Origin of the sequence: Stenotrophomonas sp. FR010 (assembly GCF_047520755.2) — a bacterium.
GTDB lineage: Bacteria > Pseudomonadota > Gammaproteobacteria > Xanthomonadales > Xanthomonadaceae > Stenotrophomonas > Stenotrophomonas sepilia.
The window spans coordinates 1-14,030 of sequence record NZ_JAXBQT020000042.1 but is presented as its reverse complement, the minus strand read 5'-3'; the positions used below and the strand labels follow the sequence as shown (position 1 = coordinate 14,030).

General features: G+C 67.8%; 12 protein-coding genes and 1 rRNA gene. 6 read left to right on the top strand and 7 right to left on the bottom strand.

From position 1 onward, the window contains the following. Window positions 1-38: 38 nt before the first annotated feature. Together glyS and glyQ are read right to left on the bottom strand one after the other, a co-directional pair. Window positions 39-2,114, bottom strand: a complete 2,076-nt coding sequence (glyS, locus tag ACM0PK_RS21265) for a glycine--tRNA ligase subunit beta (protein ID WP_414607085.1) — start codon at window positions 2,112-2,114, stop codon at window positions 39-41. An 87-nt stretch (window positions 2,115-2,201) separates the two neighbouring features. Further along, complete coding sequence (gene glyQ / locus ACM0PK_RS21260; RefSeq protein WP_049412007.1) at window positions 2,202-3,113, bottom strand: glycine--tRNA ligase subunit alpha; 912 nt, start codon at window positions 3,111-3,113, stop codon at window positions 2,202-2,204. An 83-nt stretch (window positions 3,114-3,196) separates the two neighbouring features. Here glyQ and ACM0PK_RS21255 point away from each other — a divergent pair, with 83 nt between their 5' ends. The 3 genes from ACM0PK_RS21255 to ACM0PK_RS21245 are packed head-to-tail and all read left to right on the top strand — an operon-like array spanning window position 3,197 to window position 6,711. Beyond that, window positions 3,197-5,032 (top strand): GspE/PulE family protein, encoded by a 1,836-nt coding sequence (locus ACM0PK_RS21255; RefSeq protein ID WP_414607086.1) that lies wholly within the window; start codon window positions 3,197-3,199, stop codon window positions 5,030-5,032. Next, window positions 5,004-5,750, top strand: coding sequence for a glutamine amidotransferase (locus ACM0PK_RS21250; RefSeq protein ID WP_072168856.1), 747 nt, complete (start codon window positions 5,004-5,006; stop codon window positions 5,748-5,750). Before ACM0PK_RS21255 ends, ACM0PK_RS21250 begins: the two co-directional genes overlap by 29 nt. 49 nt (window positions 5,751-5,799) lie before the next feature. Beyond that, window positions 5,800-6,711 (top strand): BPSS1780 family membrane protein, encoded by a 912-nt coding sequence (locus ACM0PK_RS21245; RefSeq protein ID WP_072168855.1) that lies wholly within the window; start codon window positions 5,800-5,802, stop codon window positions 6,709-6,711. Window positions 6,712-6,787: 76 nt separating this feature from the next. On the opposite strand, the gene tatC is transcribed toward ACM0PK_RS21245, so the two are convergent. From tatC to ACM0PK_RS21225, 4 genes are all read right to left on the bottom strand, one after another. Further along, window positions 6,788-7,537, bottom strand: coding sequence for a twin-arginine translocase subunit TatC (gene tatC / locus ACM0PK_RS21240; protein ID WP_005420449.1), 750 nt, complete (start codon window positions 7,535-7,537; stop codon window positions 6,788-6,790). Then, on the bottom strand, window positions 7,534-7,995 hold the full coding sequence (tatB, locus tag ACM0PK_RS21235; RefSeq protein ID WP_072168854.1) for a Sec-independent protein translocase protein TatB: 462 nt from the start codon (window positions 7,993-7,995) through the stop codon (window positions 7,534-7,536). The genes tatC and tatB overlap by 4 nt, the downstream gene beginning before the upstream one ends. Before the next feature lie 15 nt (window positions 7,996-8,010). Then, complete coding sequence (gene tatA / locus ACM0PK_RS21230; protein WP_005420453.1) at window positions 8,011-8,238, bottom strand: Sec-independent protein translocase subunit TatA; 228 nt, start codon at window positions 8,236-8,238, stop codon at window positions 8,011-8,013. Window positions 8,239-8,313: 75 nt separating this feature from the next. Continuing rightward, on the bottom strand, window positions 8,314-9,207 hold the full coding sequence (locus ACM0PK_RS21225; protein WP_061480672.1) for a lipid-binding SYLF domain-containing protein: 894 nt from the start codon (window positions 9,205-9,207) through the stop codon (window positions 8,314-8,316). 165 nt (window positions 9,208-9,372) lie between these two features. Here ACM0PK_RS21225 and hemH point away from each other — a divergent pair, with 165 nt between their 5' ends. From hemH to ACM0PK_RS21210, 3 genes are all read left to right on the top strand, one after another. Further along, window positions 9,373-10,335: a ferrochelatase gene (hemH, locus tag ACM0PK_RS21220; protein ID WP_065177801.1), complete on the top strand. Its 963-nt coding sequence runs from the start codon at window positions 9,373-9,375 to the stop codon at window positions 10,333-10,335. Further along, window positions 10,332-11,186, top strand: coding sequence for an alpha/beta fold hydrolase (locus ACM0PK_RS21215; RefSeq protein WP_111202116.1), 855 nt, complete (start codon window positions 10,332-10,334; stop codon window positions 11,184-11,186). Before hemH ends, ACM0PK_RS21215 begins: the two co-directional genes overlap by 4 nt. 291 nt (window positions 11,187-11,477) lie before the next feature. Beyond that, entirely contained in the window at window positions 11,478-13,583 is a 2,106-nt protein-coding gene (locus tag ACM0PK_RS21210; RefSeq protein WP_414607087.1) for a methyl-accepting chemotaxis protein, read from the top strand. 365 nt (window positions 13,584-13,948) lie between these two features. Here the strand turns inward: ACM0PK_RS21210 and rrf are convergent. Next, window positions 13,949-14,030 (bottom strand): 5S ribosomal RNA (rrf, locus tag ACM0PK_RS21205); the annotation flags it as partial.

Sequence of the window (14,030 nt, the reverse complement as noted above, 5' to 3'; positions counted from 1 at the left end):
GCAATGCCGGCCAGCGGCCGGCACTACCGATACGGGCGTCAGCTCGACAGATGCTCGATCGCCGCCACCTTGCCCAGGCGCTCGCCCAGCATCGTCAGCAGCGCCAGGCGGTTGCCACGCAGTGCCGGATCTTCCGCGTTGACCATCACGCCATCGAAGAACGCGTCGACCTGCGGACGCAGGCGCGCCAGGCGTGCCAGCACCGCCACATAATCCTTCTGGTGCAGGCTGGCGCCGGTGTCATCGATGGCGGCGGTCACCGCTTCGGCCAGCGCGCGCTCGGCATCTTCCTGCAGCAGTGCCGCGTCGATCTGCGCCGGAATCTCGCCCTCGGCCTTGCGCAGGATGTTGCGGATGCGCTTGTTGGCCGCGGCCAGCGCCTCTGCCTCCGGCAGCGCGGCGAAGGTGCCGATCGCATCCAGGCGGCGATCGAAGTCGTACAGCGAGGCCGGCTTCAACTCGGCCACCGCGTTGAAGTGCGTGGCCGGCACGCCCTTGTCGCCGTAGTAGCCCTTCAGGCGGTCGAGGATGAAGTCGTACAGCTCGCCGACATCGGCCTGCACGTTGCGCGCGGCCAGGCCGGCATTGGCGCTGGCCATCAGCGCGCGCAGGTCCAGTTCGAAGCCGCTTTCGATGATCGTGCGGGCTAGGCCCAGCGCATTGCGGCGCAGCGCGAACGGGTCCTTGTTGCCGGTCGGCTTCAGGCCTGCAGCGAAACCACCGGCCAGCGTATCCACGCGTTCGGCGATGGCCAGCACCTTGCCCAGCGGCGACAGCGCGATGTCGTCACCACCGAAACGTGGCTGGTAGGCCTCGTCGATGGCCAGCGCCACGTCGGCCGATTCACCACCGGCCACGGCGTAGTGGCGGCCGGCGATGCCCTGCAATTCCGGGAATTCGTTGACCATGCGCGACTGCAGGTCGTTCTTGGCCAGCTCGGCAGCCCGCTTGGCCTGCGCCGGATCGGCACCGACCTGGGCTGCGATCACTTCGGCCAGTGCGGCCACGCGCGCCACCTTGTCGGCCACGCTGCCCAGCTTGGCCTGGTAGGTCACCGTCTTCAGGCCGTCGCCCATCGACACCAGGCCCTGCTTCAGGTCCTCGTCGAAGAAGAACTTGGCATCGGCGAAGCGCGGGCGGATCACCCGCTCGTAGCCCTTGGCCACTTCGGCCACGTCCTTCGATTCGATGTTGGCGATGCCGATGAACTTCTCGGTCAGCGTGCCGGCGGCATCCAGCACCGGGAAGAACTTCTGGTTGATCTCCATTGTCTCGATCAGCGCTTCCTGCGGCACCGCCAGGAACGCGCGTTCGAAGCTGCACAGCACCGCCGACGGCCATTCGACCAGGTTCACCACCTGCTCCAGGTTGTCTTCGGTGATGCGGGCGCTGCCACCGGCCCCGGCTGCGGCGGCCTCGACCTCGGCGACGATGCGCGTGCGGCGCTCGCTCGGGTCGACCAGCACGAACGCGGCGCGCAGCGCTTCAACGTAGTCCTGCGGCTGCGCCAGCGACACGGCCTGGTCGTGGTGGAAACGATGGCCACGGCTGGCGCGGCCGGCCTGCAGGCCGAACAGTTCGGCCTCGACCACGTCGGCGCCGTGCAGCAGCACCAGCCAGTGTGCCGGGCGGGCGAAGCCCCAGGCGTGATCGCCCCAGCGCATCGGCTTGGGAATCGGCATCGCCGCGATCGCCTCGCGCAGGATGTCCGGCAACAGGCTGGCGGTGCTCGCGCCCGGGGTCACGGCGCGGTGCACGAAGCGCTCACCCTTGTTGTCGGTGGTCTTCTCCAGCGCGGTCCAGTCGATCCCGGCCTTGGCGGCGAAGCCCTGCAGGGCCTTGGTCGGCTGGCCTTCGGCATCCAGCGCGATGTTCAGGTACGGGCCCAGCACTTCGCTGTGCTGTTCCGGCTGTTCCAGGCCGACGCCCGGCAGCAGCACGGCCAGCCGGCGCGGGGTCGACAGCGGGTGGGCATCGCCCAGCTCCAGCGCGACGCCACGCTTGCGCAGGCCTTCGACAACACCGTCGAAGAACGCCTGGGCCAGGCCCGGCAGCGCCTTGACCGGCAGCTCCTCGGTGCCCAGTTCGATCAGCAGGGGGGACAGTTGGCTCATCGGTTCGATCCTGTGGTGGGGGCGCAGCGCGCAACGCGTCCGGCGCCCCGGGTAGTTGATGAAAAGCGGGACGGTGCAGGAAGGCGGTCAGGCCTTCTTCGCGCCCGGGAAGCCCAGCTTCTCGCGCTGCTCGTAATACGCCTTGGCCACTGCCTGGGCCAGCGCGCGCACGCGCAGGATGTAGCGCTGGCGCTCGGTCACGCTGATCGCGCGGCGCGCATCGAGCAGGTTGAAGGTATGGCTGGCCTTCATCACCTGCTCGTAGGCCGGCAGCGGCAGGCCCACTTCCACCAGCTTCTGCGCTTCACGCTCGCAGGCATCGAAGCGGTGGAACATTTCGTCCACGTCGGCGTATTCGAAGTTGTAGGTGCTCTGCTCCACCTCGTTCTGGTGGTAGACGTCGCCGTAGGTCACCGGCTGGCCGTCCGGGCCGTAGGTCCAGACCAGGTCATAGACGTTGTCGCAGTTCTGCAGGTACATGCACAGGCGTTCGAGACCGTAGGTGATCTCGCCCAGCACCGGGCGGCACTCCAGGCCACCGGCCTGCTGGAAGTAGGTGAACTGGGTCACTTCCATGCCGTTGAGCCAGACTTCCCAGCCCAGGCCCCACGCGCCCAGCGTCGGCGATTCCCAGTTGTCCTCGACGAAGCGCAGGTCGTGCACCAGCGGATCGATGCCCAGTGCCTTCAGCGAATCCAGGTACAGCTGCTGGATGTTGTCCGGCGCCGGCTTCATCGCCACCTGGTACTGGTAGTAGCGCTGCAGGCGGTTCGGGTTCTCGCCGTAGCGGCCGTCGGTCGGGCGCCGCGACGGCTGCACATAGGCCGCGTTCCAGCTTTCCGGACCGATCGCACGCAGGAAGGTGGCCGGGTGGAAGGTACCGGCGCCCACCTCCAGGTCGAGCGGCTGGATGAGCACGCAGCCCTGCTGGGCCCAGAACTGGTTCAGGGTCTGGATCAGGCCCTGGAAGGTGATCGGAACGGTCGGGGTCGCGGACATGCGTACGAGTCTTGGCCGGCAAGGGGGTGCGCTAGTATAACGGCCGACCTGCGGGGCATTCCGTACCCGGGAGGAGCAGGCAGATGGAACATCGGCTGCCGGTGGGCACGCCCGGCGAGCCAGGCGGCGTCCCGCTGCCGTGGGGCCGCCTGCATTTCGAGCAGGTTGGTGCGGCGCTGCTGGCCGACGGCCTGGTCGCCGAGCACGAGGGCGAGCGCATGCGGTTTTCCGCACAGGGCGCGCGCAATGCCAGTGAAGTGCACCCGCTGGTGCTGCTGTCCAACCTCAAGCTGGCCACCCGCGACGGCGGCGAACTGACCCTGGAACGCCTGACCGAATGGCTGGCCCAACGCACCGGCAGCCGCTACCTGCGCATCGATCCGACCCGGGTCGACGTCGCTGCGGTCACCGCGCTGGTCTCCCACGCCTATGCCCGTCGCCACCGCTTCCTGCCGCTGGCAGTGGATGCCGAACGGGTGCTGGTGGCCACCAGCGAGCCGCTGGTGCAGGAATGGCGCCGCGACCTGCAGCACCTGACCCGCCGCCGCATCGAGCTGGCGGTGGTCAATCCGCTCGACCTGCACCGCTACACCATGGAGTTCTATGGGGTGACCCGTTCGGTGCGTGGCGCGCGCGGCGACGTCCGCTGCGAGGCCAACACCACCCTGCCCAGCTTCGAGCAGCTGGTCGAGCTGGGCCGCACCGGCGACGTCAATGCCGACGACCAGCACATCGTGCACATCGTCGACTGGCTGCTGCAGTACGCCTATGAGCAGCGCGCCTCGGACATCCACCTGGAACCGCGCCGCGAGATGGGACGCATGCGCTTCCGCATCGACGGCGTGCTGCACAAGGTGTTCGAGGTGCCGCCGGCGGTGATGACCGCGGTGGTCAGCCGCATCAAGGTACTCGGCCGAATGGACCTGGCCGAGCGCCGGCGCCCGCAGGACGGCCGCATCAAGACCCGCTCGCCGGGTGGCCGCGAGGTCGAGATGCGTCTGTCGACCATGCCCACCGCGTTCGGCGAGAAGTGCGTGATGCGCATCTTCGACCCCGATGCCGCCTTCAAGAGCATCGACCAGCTCGGTTTCAGCCCGCAGGAGGCCATTGGCTGGAATGCACTGGTCGAGCGCCCGCACGGCATCGTACTGGTCACCGGCCCGACCGGCTCGGGCAAGACCACCACCCTGTATTCCACGCTGAAGCGGCTGGCCACGCCGGACGTGAACGTGTGCACGGTGGAGGACCCGATCGAGATGATCGCCCCCGAGTTCAACCAGATGCAGGTGCAGGCCAACATCGACCTGGACTTCGCCAGCGGCGTGCGCACCCTGCTGCGGCAGGACCCGGACATCATCATGATCGGCGAGATCCGCGATCTGGAGACCGCGCAGATGGCGGTGCAGGCGTCGCTGACCGGCCATCTGGTGCTGTCCACCCTGCACACCAACGATGCACCGTCGGCGGTCACCCGCCTGCTCGACCTGGGCGTGCCGCACTACCTGCTGGCCAGCACCCTCAACGGCATCCTCGCCCAGCGCCTGGTGCGTACCCTGTGCCCGCACTGCAAGCAGCCGCACACCCTTGGTGCTGCCGACTGGGCGGTGCTGGCTGATAGCCAAGCTGCATATCCAGATGCCGCCACGCCCTGTCGTCCGGTCGGTTGCCTGGAGTGCCGGCGCACCGGATTTCTCGGCCGCATCGGCCTGTATGAGTTGCTGCCATTGGGCTCGCGGCTGCGCGGGCAGATCCGCGCCGACATGGATCTGGCCGGTTTCACCCGTGCCGCGCGCGCTGAAGGGCTGCGAACCCTGCGCCAGGCCGGGCTTGAAAAGGTGGCGCAGGGGCTGACTACAATCGAGGAAGTCCTGTCAGTGCTGCCGCCCCCGGATGAACCCAGCCCCCTTCCTGATCCTTGAAACCGGCCGCCCGGTACCGTCGCTGCGCCGCTACGGGCGCTTTCCGCACTGGATCCGCGTCGCCGCCGGGCTGGAAGAGCACGAGACGGTGGTGGTCGATGTCGAACACGGTGGCGCCCTGCCCGATCCGCACGGTTTTGCCGGCGTACTGGTGACCGGCTCGGCCGCCTTCGTTACTGACCACGCCGACTGGAGCGAGCGCAGCGCGGCGTGGCTGCGCCAGACCGTCCACGCCGGCCTGCCGGTGTTCGGCATCTGCTACGGCCACCAGCTGCTGGCGCATGCGCTGGGCGGTGAGGTGGCCTACAACCCGGCCGGGCGCGAGTCCGGCACGATCGAGCTGGAGCTGCAGCCACAGGCGGCACAGGATCCGCTGTTCCAGGGCCTGCCGCAGCACTTTGCCGCCCACGCCACCCACCTGCAGACCGTGCTGCGCGCGCCCGACGGTGCCGAGGTGCTGGCACGCTCGCCGCTGGATGGCTGCCACGCGTTCCGCTGGGGGCGCCAGGCCTGGGGCGTGCAGTTCCACCCCGAATTCGCCACCCACCACATGCGCGGCTACGTGCGCGCCCGCGCCGACTGCATCGGCCGCCACGGCGGCTGTGCGCGCAGCATCGAGCGCGCAGTCAGCGCCGCACCGCTGGCCCGCCAGCTGCTGCGCCGCTTCGTCCGACAGGCGCGGCTGTCTTCAGCCCAGCCGGCGGCAAAACAGGGATAATCAGCGGCACGGGCAACCGCCCGTCCCCTCCTGTCCTTCCCGGATGTCCATGAAAGAGATTCGCAAGCTGCCGGCCTCGGCGGGCGCCCAGTGGTTGCTGGATACGTTCTCCCTGTACCGGCGTGCGCCGCTGCAGCTGGCCCGGATCGGCCTGGCCTGGCTGCTGGTGAGCTGGGTGGTCACCCTGTTGTCGACGCTGATTCCCGGCGCCGCCGGCATGGCCGTGCAGCTGATGACCCTGGCCATCTCGCCGATCATGTTCGGCGGCATGCTCTACGCCGTGGGTGAGATCGACGAAGGCCGCCCGGGCCTGTCCTCGCACCTGCTGCAGCCGATCCGCGACCACCGCGTCAGCCACCTGCTGGTGCCGCTGGCGATCCAGGTGCTGGCGGTGCTGCTGCTGGGCGCGTTGCTGTTCATGATGATCGGCCGCGAAGGCTTCACCGCCTTCAGCGAGGTCATGACCAAGATGGAAGAGATCAGCCGCAGTGGCCAGCAGATCAAGCCGGACGATGCCGCGGCGCTGGTCGCCAACCTGCCGGCCAAGCGCATCGCGCTGTGGATGCTGCTGGTGTTCCTGAGCGCGGTGGCGCTCTCGCTGGCGATGTTCACCCAGCCGGCGCTGGTGGTGTTCGACAAGCAGAGCGGCATGCACGCGCTGCGCCTGAGCCTGCAGGGCTGCATCGAGAACATCGGCGCGATGATCGTGTTCGCCGTGCTCGGCCTGATCGCCGCGTTCTGCATCTACATCCTGTTCGTGATCGTGATCCAGATCGCGATGCTGATCGGAGGCCCGCTGGCCGCCGCCTTCATCGCCCAGCTGGTGCTGACCACGGTGCTGATGCCGCTGTATGTCGGCGCGGTCTACGCCGCGTGGAAGCAGATGTTCGTGCACCGTGGCAGCCGCGCAGCACCGCCGGTGCCGACCACCCCGGCCTCAAGCGACATCTTCCACGCCTGACGAAAAAGGGGACGGAGGGGATTAAGTCGTTTGTGCCACTGTGCCGATAACGACTTAATCCCCTCCGTCCCCTTTTTTAGGCGGCGGGTTTCTTCACCGCCGACGATGGCACCAGCCAGCGTGCGGCGTGGATGCCCAGCTCGTAGAGCAGGCACATCGGGATCGCCAGCATCAGCTGCGAGACCACGTCCGGCGGGGTCAGCACCGCCGCCAGCACGAAGATGCCGACGATCGCGTAACCACGGCCTTCCTTGAACTGCTGCGGCGTCACCCAGCCCAGCAGGACCAGGATCACCATCGCCACCGGCAGTTCGAAACTGCCACCGAAGGCGAAGAAGATCGCCAGCACGAAATCCAGGTAGGCATTCGCATCCGGGGTGATCGCGATCACGTCCGGGCTGAAGGTGGTCAGGAAATGGAACACCGCCGGCAGCACCAGGAAGTAGGCGAAGGCACAGCCGGTGTAGAACAGCAGTACCGAAGACACCAGCAGCGGCACCGCCAGGCGCTTCTCACGCGCGTAAAGCCCCGGGGCGACGAAGGCCCACAGCTGGTACAGCAGCCACGGCACCGCCACGAACAGGGCCACGAAGAAGGTCAGCTTCAATGGCGCGAAGAAGGCGCCGGCCGGATTGGTCGCGATCATCGTCTGCCCGTTGGGCAGCTGCGAGACCAGCGGTTCGGCCAGCGCGTTGTACAGCTTCTGGGTAAATGGCAGCAGCGCCAGCAGCACCACGCCCAGGCCCAGCAATGCGCGCACCAGGCGGCCGCGCAGCTCCACCAGATGTTCGACCAGCGAGCTTTCGCCGAAATCCTGTTCACTCATGGCTGGCGCTCCGGGCTGCTCTGCGGCGGCGGCGCACCGGCTTCAGGGGGTGTCGCCGGCGTCGGCTCGGGAGCAACGCTCTCCTGTGCCGGCGCATCGGCATCGGGCGCAGCGCTCATATGCGGCGGCAGATCCGCAGGCGCCGGTGCGCGAACCTCCTGCGCCAGCGTATCGCCCTGCTGCTGCGCCTGCTGCGCTTCGCGACGGATCGCTTCACCGCTGGCGCGCAGCTGGTTCTCGGTGTCCTGCATGCCTTGGCGCACGTCCTGCATCTGCCGCTTGATGTCCTCGGCCTGCAGTTCGCGCTCCAGTTCCTGTTTCACCGAATCCCACTGATTGCGGGCACGGCGCACCCACAGGCCGGCGAAGCGGGCCGCCTTGGGCAGGCGCTCGGGACCGAGCACCACCAGGGCGACCACCGCGATCACCAGCAGTTCGCTGAAGCCGATATCGAACACCGCAACCGCTCCGGATCAGCGAGCGTTACGGTCGTGCTCGTCCTGCGCGGTGCGCGAGGCGTCTTGGCTACGCGACTCATCGCCCAGCTGCGCGTTCGGCTTGTCTTCGTCGCGCATGCCCTTCTTGAATTCCTTGACCGCCGAGCCGAGGTCCTTGGCGCCACTGGTCAGGCGCTTGGTGCCGAACACCAGCAGGACGATGGCCAGCACGACCAACCAATGCCAGATGCTGAAACTGCCCATAAAGACGCTCGTTACGTTAGTGATCAGGCTGTCGAGCATAGCGCACCGGGTGTTAGCCGGCGCGCGTGACGAAAGTCAGTTTCCGCCCAGCGTTTCCGTGCGGATTTCGCCGTCGTTGACCGGCTGGAAGCCCTGCTGCTGCGGCGGCGGGTTCTGCGGCACGTTCTGCAACGGCGCGGTGGTGGCTTCGGTTGGGGCGGCCGGCGCTGCCTGAACAGGCGCCGGCGCAACCGCCGGGGTCGCCGCCGGACGCGGTGCACTGCCACCGTTGCCGTTGCGGTTGTTGCGGGCGGCGTAGGTGGCCTCTTCCAGACGATCACGGAAGGCGACCACGTCCATCGACGGCGCACCGGCGGCGCGACCTTCGAAGATCATGCGCGGCGTGGTGTTGCTGCCGTAGGCGTCAAGGTTGGCGGCATCGTCGATCTGCAGCACCGCACCATCCAACGCGACGCCCGCGAACAGCCCACGGGCACGCGACCAGGACCAGATCTCGGCCTTCAGCTGGCCGTCGGTGGCGGCGGCGGCATTGCGGCCGACCGGACCGGCGGCAACGCCGGCATCGGCGCCGAGCGTGAACTTGCCGTTGACCAGATTGTCCAGGCTGCGGTCGTTGCGGAACACCAGCACCACATCCGAAGATTGCACGCCGGCCTGGAAGCCGATGCTGCCACCGGTGAGCTTCACGAACACCGGATTGGACCAGGCACCGTTGGGCATGCGCACCGACATCAGGCCGTGGCCACGACGACCACCAATGACCAGACCGGCCTTGATCGTGTCGGGAATGACGATGACCGCGCGGCCTTCGTCGAGCAGTTTGTCCGGAATGCCCTGTTCAGGGATTTCCTGGATTTCAGCCAGCACGCGCACGGCGTTGCGGGCGCGCTGGTCTTCCTGCGGTCCGGCCATGGCCTGGCTGGACAGCAGGCTGGCGGCGATCAGCAGGGCTTGGATCGGGCGACGCATGGCAGGCTCCAGAAGTCAGTCCATAGGAAGATATAGCAAGTGACTGAAATTAGTGGTGTTGTCATGAATCCCCAATGAGCGTTCCCTGCCCGCATTGATGCGCGCTATGCCTGCAATCCGAACCCTGCATCCCGGTGCGGCGCCGGATAGGCGACAATACCGCCCATGCTCGACGCACCCGATACCGCCGTGCTGGCGGTCAACCTAGGCACGCCCGAGACGCCGACGGCCCCCGCCGTACGCCGTTACCTGGCCGAATTCCTGTCCGACCCGCGCGTGGTCGCGATTCCGGCACTGCTCTGGCAGCCGCTGCTGCGCGGGCTGATCCTGCCGCTGCGAAGTGGCCGGTCGGCGGCCAAGTACGCCCAGGTCTGGCTGCCCGACGGCTCGCCGCTGATGGTGCATACGCGCCAGCTGGCGCAGGCCATGCAGGCCCTGCTGCCGACCCTGACGGTGCGCCATGCGATGCGTTACGGCGAACCGGCGCTGGCCGGCGAGCTCGACCGTCTGGCCGCCGACGGCGCGCGCCGGATCGTGGTGCTGCCGCTGTACCCGCAGTACTCCACCACCACCACCGCCTCGGTCGAAGACCGGGTCGATGCGTGGCAGCGCCGCAACCCGGGCGTGACCGTGAGCCTAGTGCGGGATTACTCGGTCGATCCCGGCTGGGTCGAGGCCGTAGCCGGATCGATCCGCCGCTACTGGGAACAGCACGGTCGCGGTCAGAAACTGATGTTTTCCTTCCATGGTATCCCGCAGCGCCTGGCCGACGCGGGCGACCCGTATCCGCAGCGCTGCGAGGCCAGTGCGCAGGCCATCGCCAATGCACTGGGCCTGGGCAAGGACGACTGGCAGATGGGTTACCAGTCGCGCTTCGGCCGCGAGCGCTGGTTGCAGCCGTATGCCGAGCCCAGCCTGTGGGCGCTGGCCGAATCCGGCGTGAAGCAGATCGACGTGGTCTGCCCCGGATTTGCCACCGACTGCCTGGAGACGCTGGAAGAGGTTGCGCTGGGCTTCACCGAAACACTGGCCGAGCGCGGTGCGACGATGCGCTACATCCCCTGCCTCAACGCCGAGCCGGAGCATGCACGCGCCCTGGCACGGCTGGCCGTGTCCTCGCTGGCATGAGCCTGCAACCGTTTGAACTCCAGGTCGGGGGCGCACGCGTCGCCGGCCTGCGCAACCACGGCGGCGGCCCACGCGTGCTGGCCCTGCATGGCTGGCTCGACAACGCCGCCAGCTTCGTGCCGCTGGCGCCGCACCTGTCGGCGTTGCAGCTGGTTGCCATCGATCTGCCCGGCCACGGTCACAGCGCACACCTGCCGGCGGGTGCCAGCTACACCACGGCCGCCGCGATCTGCCACGTACTCGATGTCGCCGACGCGCTGGGCTGGGACCGATTCAGCCTGCTCGGCCATTCAATGGGTGCCGGCATTGCCAGCCTTACCGCCTCGGTCAGCGACCGTGTTGATCGGCTGGTGGCGATCGAAGCACTCGGCGGCCTGCGCGGTCCCGAGGAAGAAACGGCGCATCGCCTGCGCGAGCATGTGAACGCTACGCGGGCGTTGGCACGCAAGCAGCTGCGCGTGTTTCCCGATCTGGCAGCGCCGATCCGCGCGCGGATGATGACCAACCAGCTCAGCGAACCCTGCGCACGGCTGCTGGTCGAGCGAGGCGTGGAACCGGTCGAAGGTGGCTACCGCTGGTGCAGCGACCCGCGCCTGATGCTGCCCACTGCGATCCGCCTCAGCGAAGGCCAGATCGACAACCTGCTGCAGGCCATCGCCTGCCCGACGCAGGTGATCTATGCCACGCCGGCGCAGTCCTACTATCCCGAGCCGATGCGCAGTGATCGCCTGCAGCACCTGCGTGATGGACGGCTGGCCGTGTTTCCCGGCAACCACCACCTGCATATGGAAGACCCGGCACGCATCGCCGAGGTGATCCTGCGCTTCCTCGGCAACGACAACGCCGGCTGAGTCGCAGCGTCCGCTGCACTTCATTCTGCGCACTTCCTGCCGATACATCAGTTGCGGGCCACTGCGTCCGCAGCACGTGGGCCCGGTCGGGCCTGCGGCGTGTGTCTGGTCCTGCAAGGAAGTCCGCATGCCCGCTCCATTGCTCCGTCACCCACAGGATGTGGTCACGGCGCCCCGTCTGCGCGACGTTGATTGCGTCGCATTCCCCGAATTCCCGGTCCATGCCCTGGCCACGCACTCGTGCGTGCGCCACCGTGTGGCCGTAGCCGTCTGCTGATCCAGGAGTCGCCGATGTCCGCTGCATCCACTCGTCCCCCCGATACCGCCCGCCTGCCGCATCTGCAGCAGCTCGCCCACCGCGCTGACCGCCGATTGCTGATCGGCAGTGCGGCACTGGCGGTGGCCGGCCTGGTGCTGGCCCTGCGCGGGCCTCATGCCCTGACCGCCTCGCTGGTTGCGGCCGCTGTGCTGCCTGCCATATGGCTGGCCGGTCCCAAGGCGGGCCATTGCGTCACCCGCAATGGCCTGGCGCTGTTGTTGTCGCTGCAGCTGGCAGGGCTGTGCGCGATCACGGGCCTGTCGCCGGCGTTGCCGATTGCGCTGCTGCTGGGCGTGCTGTTGAGCCATCGTGATCGCCTGCCGGTATGGCTGGCCGGTGGCATCGGCACGCTCGCGCTGCTGGCACCGTTGCAGGACGGTGCCGCGCTGTGGCCAACGCTGCTGCAGGCCGGCATGTTCGCGGGCCTGACCTTGTTCCTCGGCCAGGTCGCACTGCGCCTTCGGCAGCAGACCGAGGCCCTTGGCCACGGCCCGCGTCGGCTTGCCGCGCTGGCACGCGACATTGCCACCGGTGCCGATCTTGGTGCACATGCCGACACCGGCGCCTATGCACCGGGTTCACTCGCCCACGCCCTGGCCGACACTGCACGCCACGTGCAGGCCCAGCGTGGACTCGAGGCGGCGGCGCATGCCGAAAATGCGCAGATCCGCCAGGCACTGGATGCCTCGCGCACCGCGATGATGATCGCCGACAACGATCACGTGATCCGCTATGTGAACCGCTCGGTGGTGGCTCTGCTGCGCAACCAGCAGGCGACACTGCGCCAGGCCTTCCCTGACTTCGATGCCGAACGCCTGGTTGGCAGCAGCATCCATCGCTTCCATGCCAACCCGGACCGCATCCGCGCGATCCTCAACGGTCTGCAGGCCAGCCACAACGGCAAGGTACAGATCGGCCCGGTGCACTTCGCGCAGGTGGTCACCCCGGTGTTCGATGCACAGGGCATGCGCCTCGGTTTCGCCGTGGAATGGCATGACCGTACCCAGGAGCTGGCGCTTGAGAACGCCGTGGCCGGCATCGTCGCTGCTGCCGCTGCCGGCGATCTCGGCCAGCGCCTGCAGGCGACCGAAGGCGCCAGCTTCCTCGATGGCCTGACCGGTGGCATCAACCAGCTGCTCGATACGCTGAGCAGCACCGTCGATGAAGTGCGGCAGATGCTTTCGGCGCTGGCCAACGGCGATCTCGATCGGCGCATGCGCGGTGAGTACCACGGTGCCTTCGCCGCGATCCAGCGCGATGCCAACGCCACCGCCGGCCAGCTGGCGCGCATGGTGGGCCGCATCCAGCAGTGCGCAGCCTCGATCAGTACCGCCGCCAGCGAGATCGCTGCAGGCAATGGTGCGCTGTCCGAGCGCAGCGAGCGCCAGGCGGCGCACCTGCAGGAAACCGCAGCCTCGATGGAGGAGCTGACCGCTACCGTGCGCCAGAATGCTGCGCATGCGCGCGAGGCCAGTGAGCTGGCTGCGTCCACGCAGAGCGCCGCCAGTGATGGCAACACCGCGATGCAGCGGGTTGTCGACACCATGCAGGCGATTGAAGGCGCCTCGAAGCGGATCGGCGACATCACCGGCGTGATCGATGGCATCGCCTTCCAGACCAATATCCTCGCGCTCAATGCGGCGGTGGAAGCCGCACGCGCCGGTGAGCAGGGTCGTGGCTTCGCCGTGGTGGCCAGCGAGGTGCGCGTGTTGGCGCAGCGTTCTGCCGCCGCCGCACAGGAAATCAAAAAGCTGATCGATGAGGCAGGCCGGCAGGTGGGCGAAGGTGCCCAGCTGGTGGCCGACGCCGGCAAGCGGATGCAGGGCATTGCCGGCGGCGTGGAGGATGTCAGCCACCTGATGCGCGAAATTTCCGCAGCGTCGCAGGAGCAGTCGATCGGCATCGAGCAGATCAACCAGACCGTGGTGCAGATGGATCAGGCCACGCAGCAGAACGCGGCGCTGGTGGAAGAAGCCACCGCGGCCGCACGCGAGCTGCAGTCGCAGGCGGGGACGCTTACCGAGGCGGTATCGGTGTTCCGCCAGCAGGAACCGCACGAGGTCCCGCGGGCCGCCTGATCCGGGCCTGCAATGCGATCCTGGTCAAGACGGCGCCCGCAGGGCGCCGTTTTTTTGCCTGCTTCTGCGTGATGGGTCAGGAAAAGTCCGCTTCCGGATCTGCCGTGAGGAGCGGCCAGCCCTGTTTGGCGCCGCATCCACACACGGCATGGATCTACCGGTAGTGCCGGCCGCTGGCCGGCAATCGATTGGTAGCGGCCAACCTTGGTTGGCGCAATGCTTCCTCGTGGACGGCATCCACGCATGGCGTGGATCTACCGGGCGATGTAACGCCATCGGGTTGCCGACCAGCGGTCGGCACTACCTGTATTTACTGCGCCCAAAGAAAAACCCCGCTGCGCGAGCAGCGGGGTTTTGGGTATAAACCCTGGCGATGACCTACTCTCGCATGGCTTGAGCCACACTACCATCGGCGCAGCTGCGTTTCACTTCCGAGTTCGGGATGGG

Coding starts and splice junctions, on each gene's coding strand:
- ACM0PK_RS21245 (WP_072168855.1), top strand. CDS start 5,800: ATGAAAGAGATTCGCAAGCTGCCGGCCTCGGCGGGCGCCCAGTGGTTG.
- hemH (WP_065177801.1), top strand. CDS start 9,373: ATGCTCGACGCACCCGATACCGCCGTGCTGGCGGTCAACCTAGGCACG.
- glyS (WP_414607085.1), bottom strand. CDS start 2,114: ATGAGCCAACTGTCCCCCCTGCTGATCGAACTGGGCACCGAGGAGCTG.
- ACM0PK_RS21255 (WP_414607086.1), top strand. CDS start 3,197: ATGGAACATCGGCTGCCGGTGGGCACGCCCGGCGAGCCAGGCGGCGTC.
- ACM0PK_RS21225 (WP_061480672.1), bottom strand. CDS start 9,207: ATGCGTCGCCCGATCCAAGCCCTGCTGATCGCCGCCAGCCTGCTGTCC.
- tatA (WP_005420453.1), bottom strand. CDS start 8,238: ATGGGCAGTTTCAGCATCTGGCATTGGTTGGTCGTGCTGGCCATCGTC.
- tatC (WP_005420449.1), bottom strand. CDS start 7,537: ATGAGTGAACAGGATTTCGGCGAAAGCTCGCTGGTCGAACATCTGGTG.
- glyQ (WP_049412007.1), bottom strand. CDS start 3,113: ATGTCCGCGACCCCGACCGTTCCGATCACCTTCCAGGGCCTGATCCAG.
- ACM0PK_RS21250 (WP_072168856.1), top strand. CDS start 5,004: ATGAACCCAGCCCCCTTCCTGATCCTTGAAACCGGCCGCCCGGTACCG.
- ACM0PK_RS21215 (WP_111202116.1), top strand. CDS start 10,332: ATGAGCCTGCAACCGTTTGAACTCCAGGTCGGGGGCGCACGCGTCGCC.
- ACM0PK_RS21210 (WP_414607087.1), top strand. CDS start 11,478: ATGTCCGCTGCATCCACTCGTCCCCCCGATACCGCCCGCCTGCCGCAT.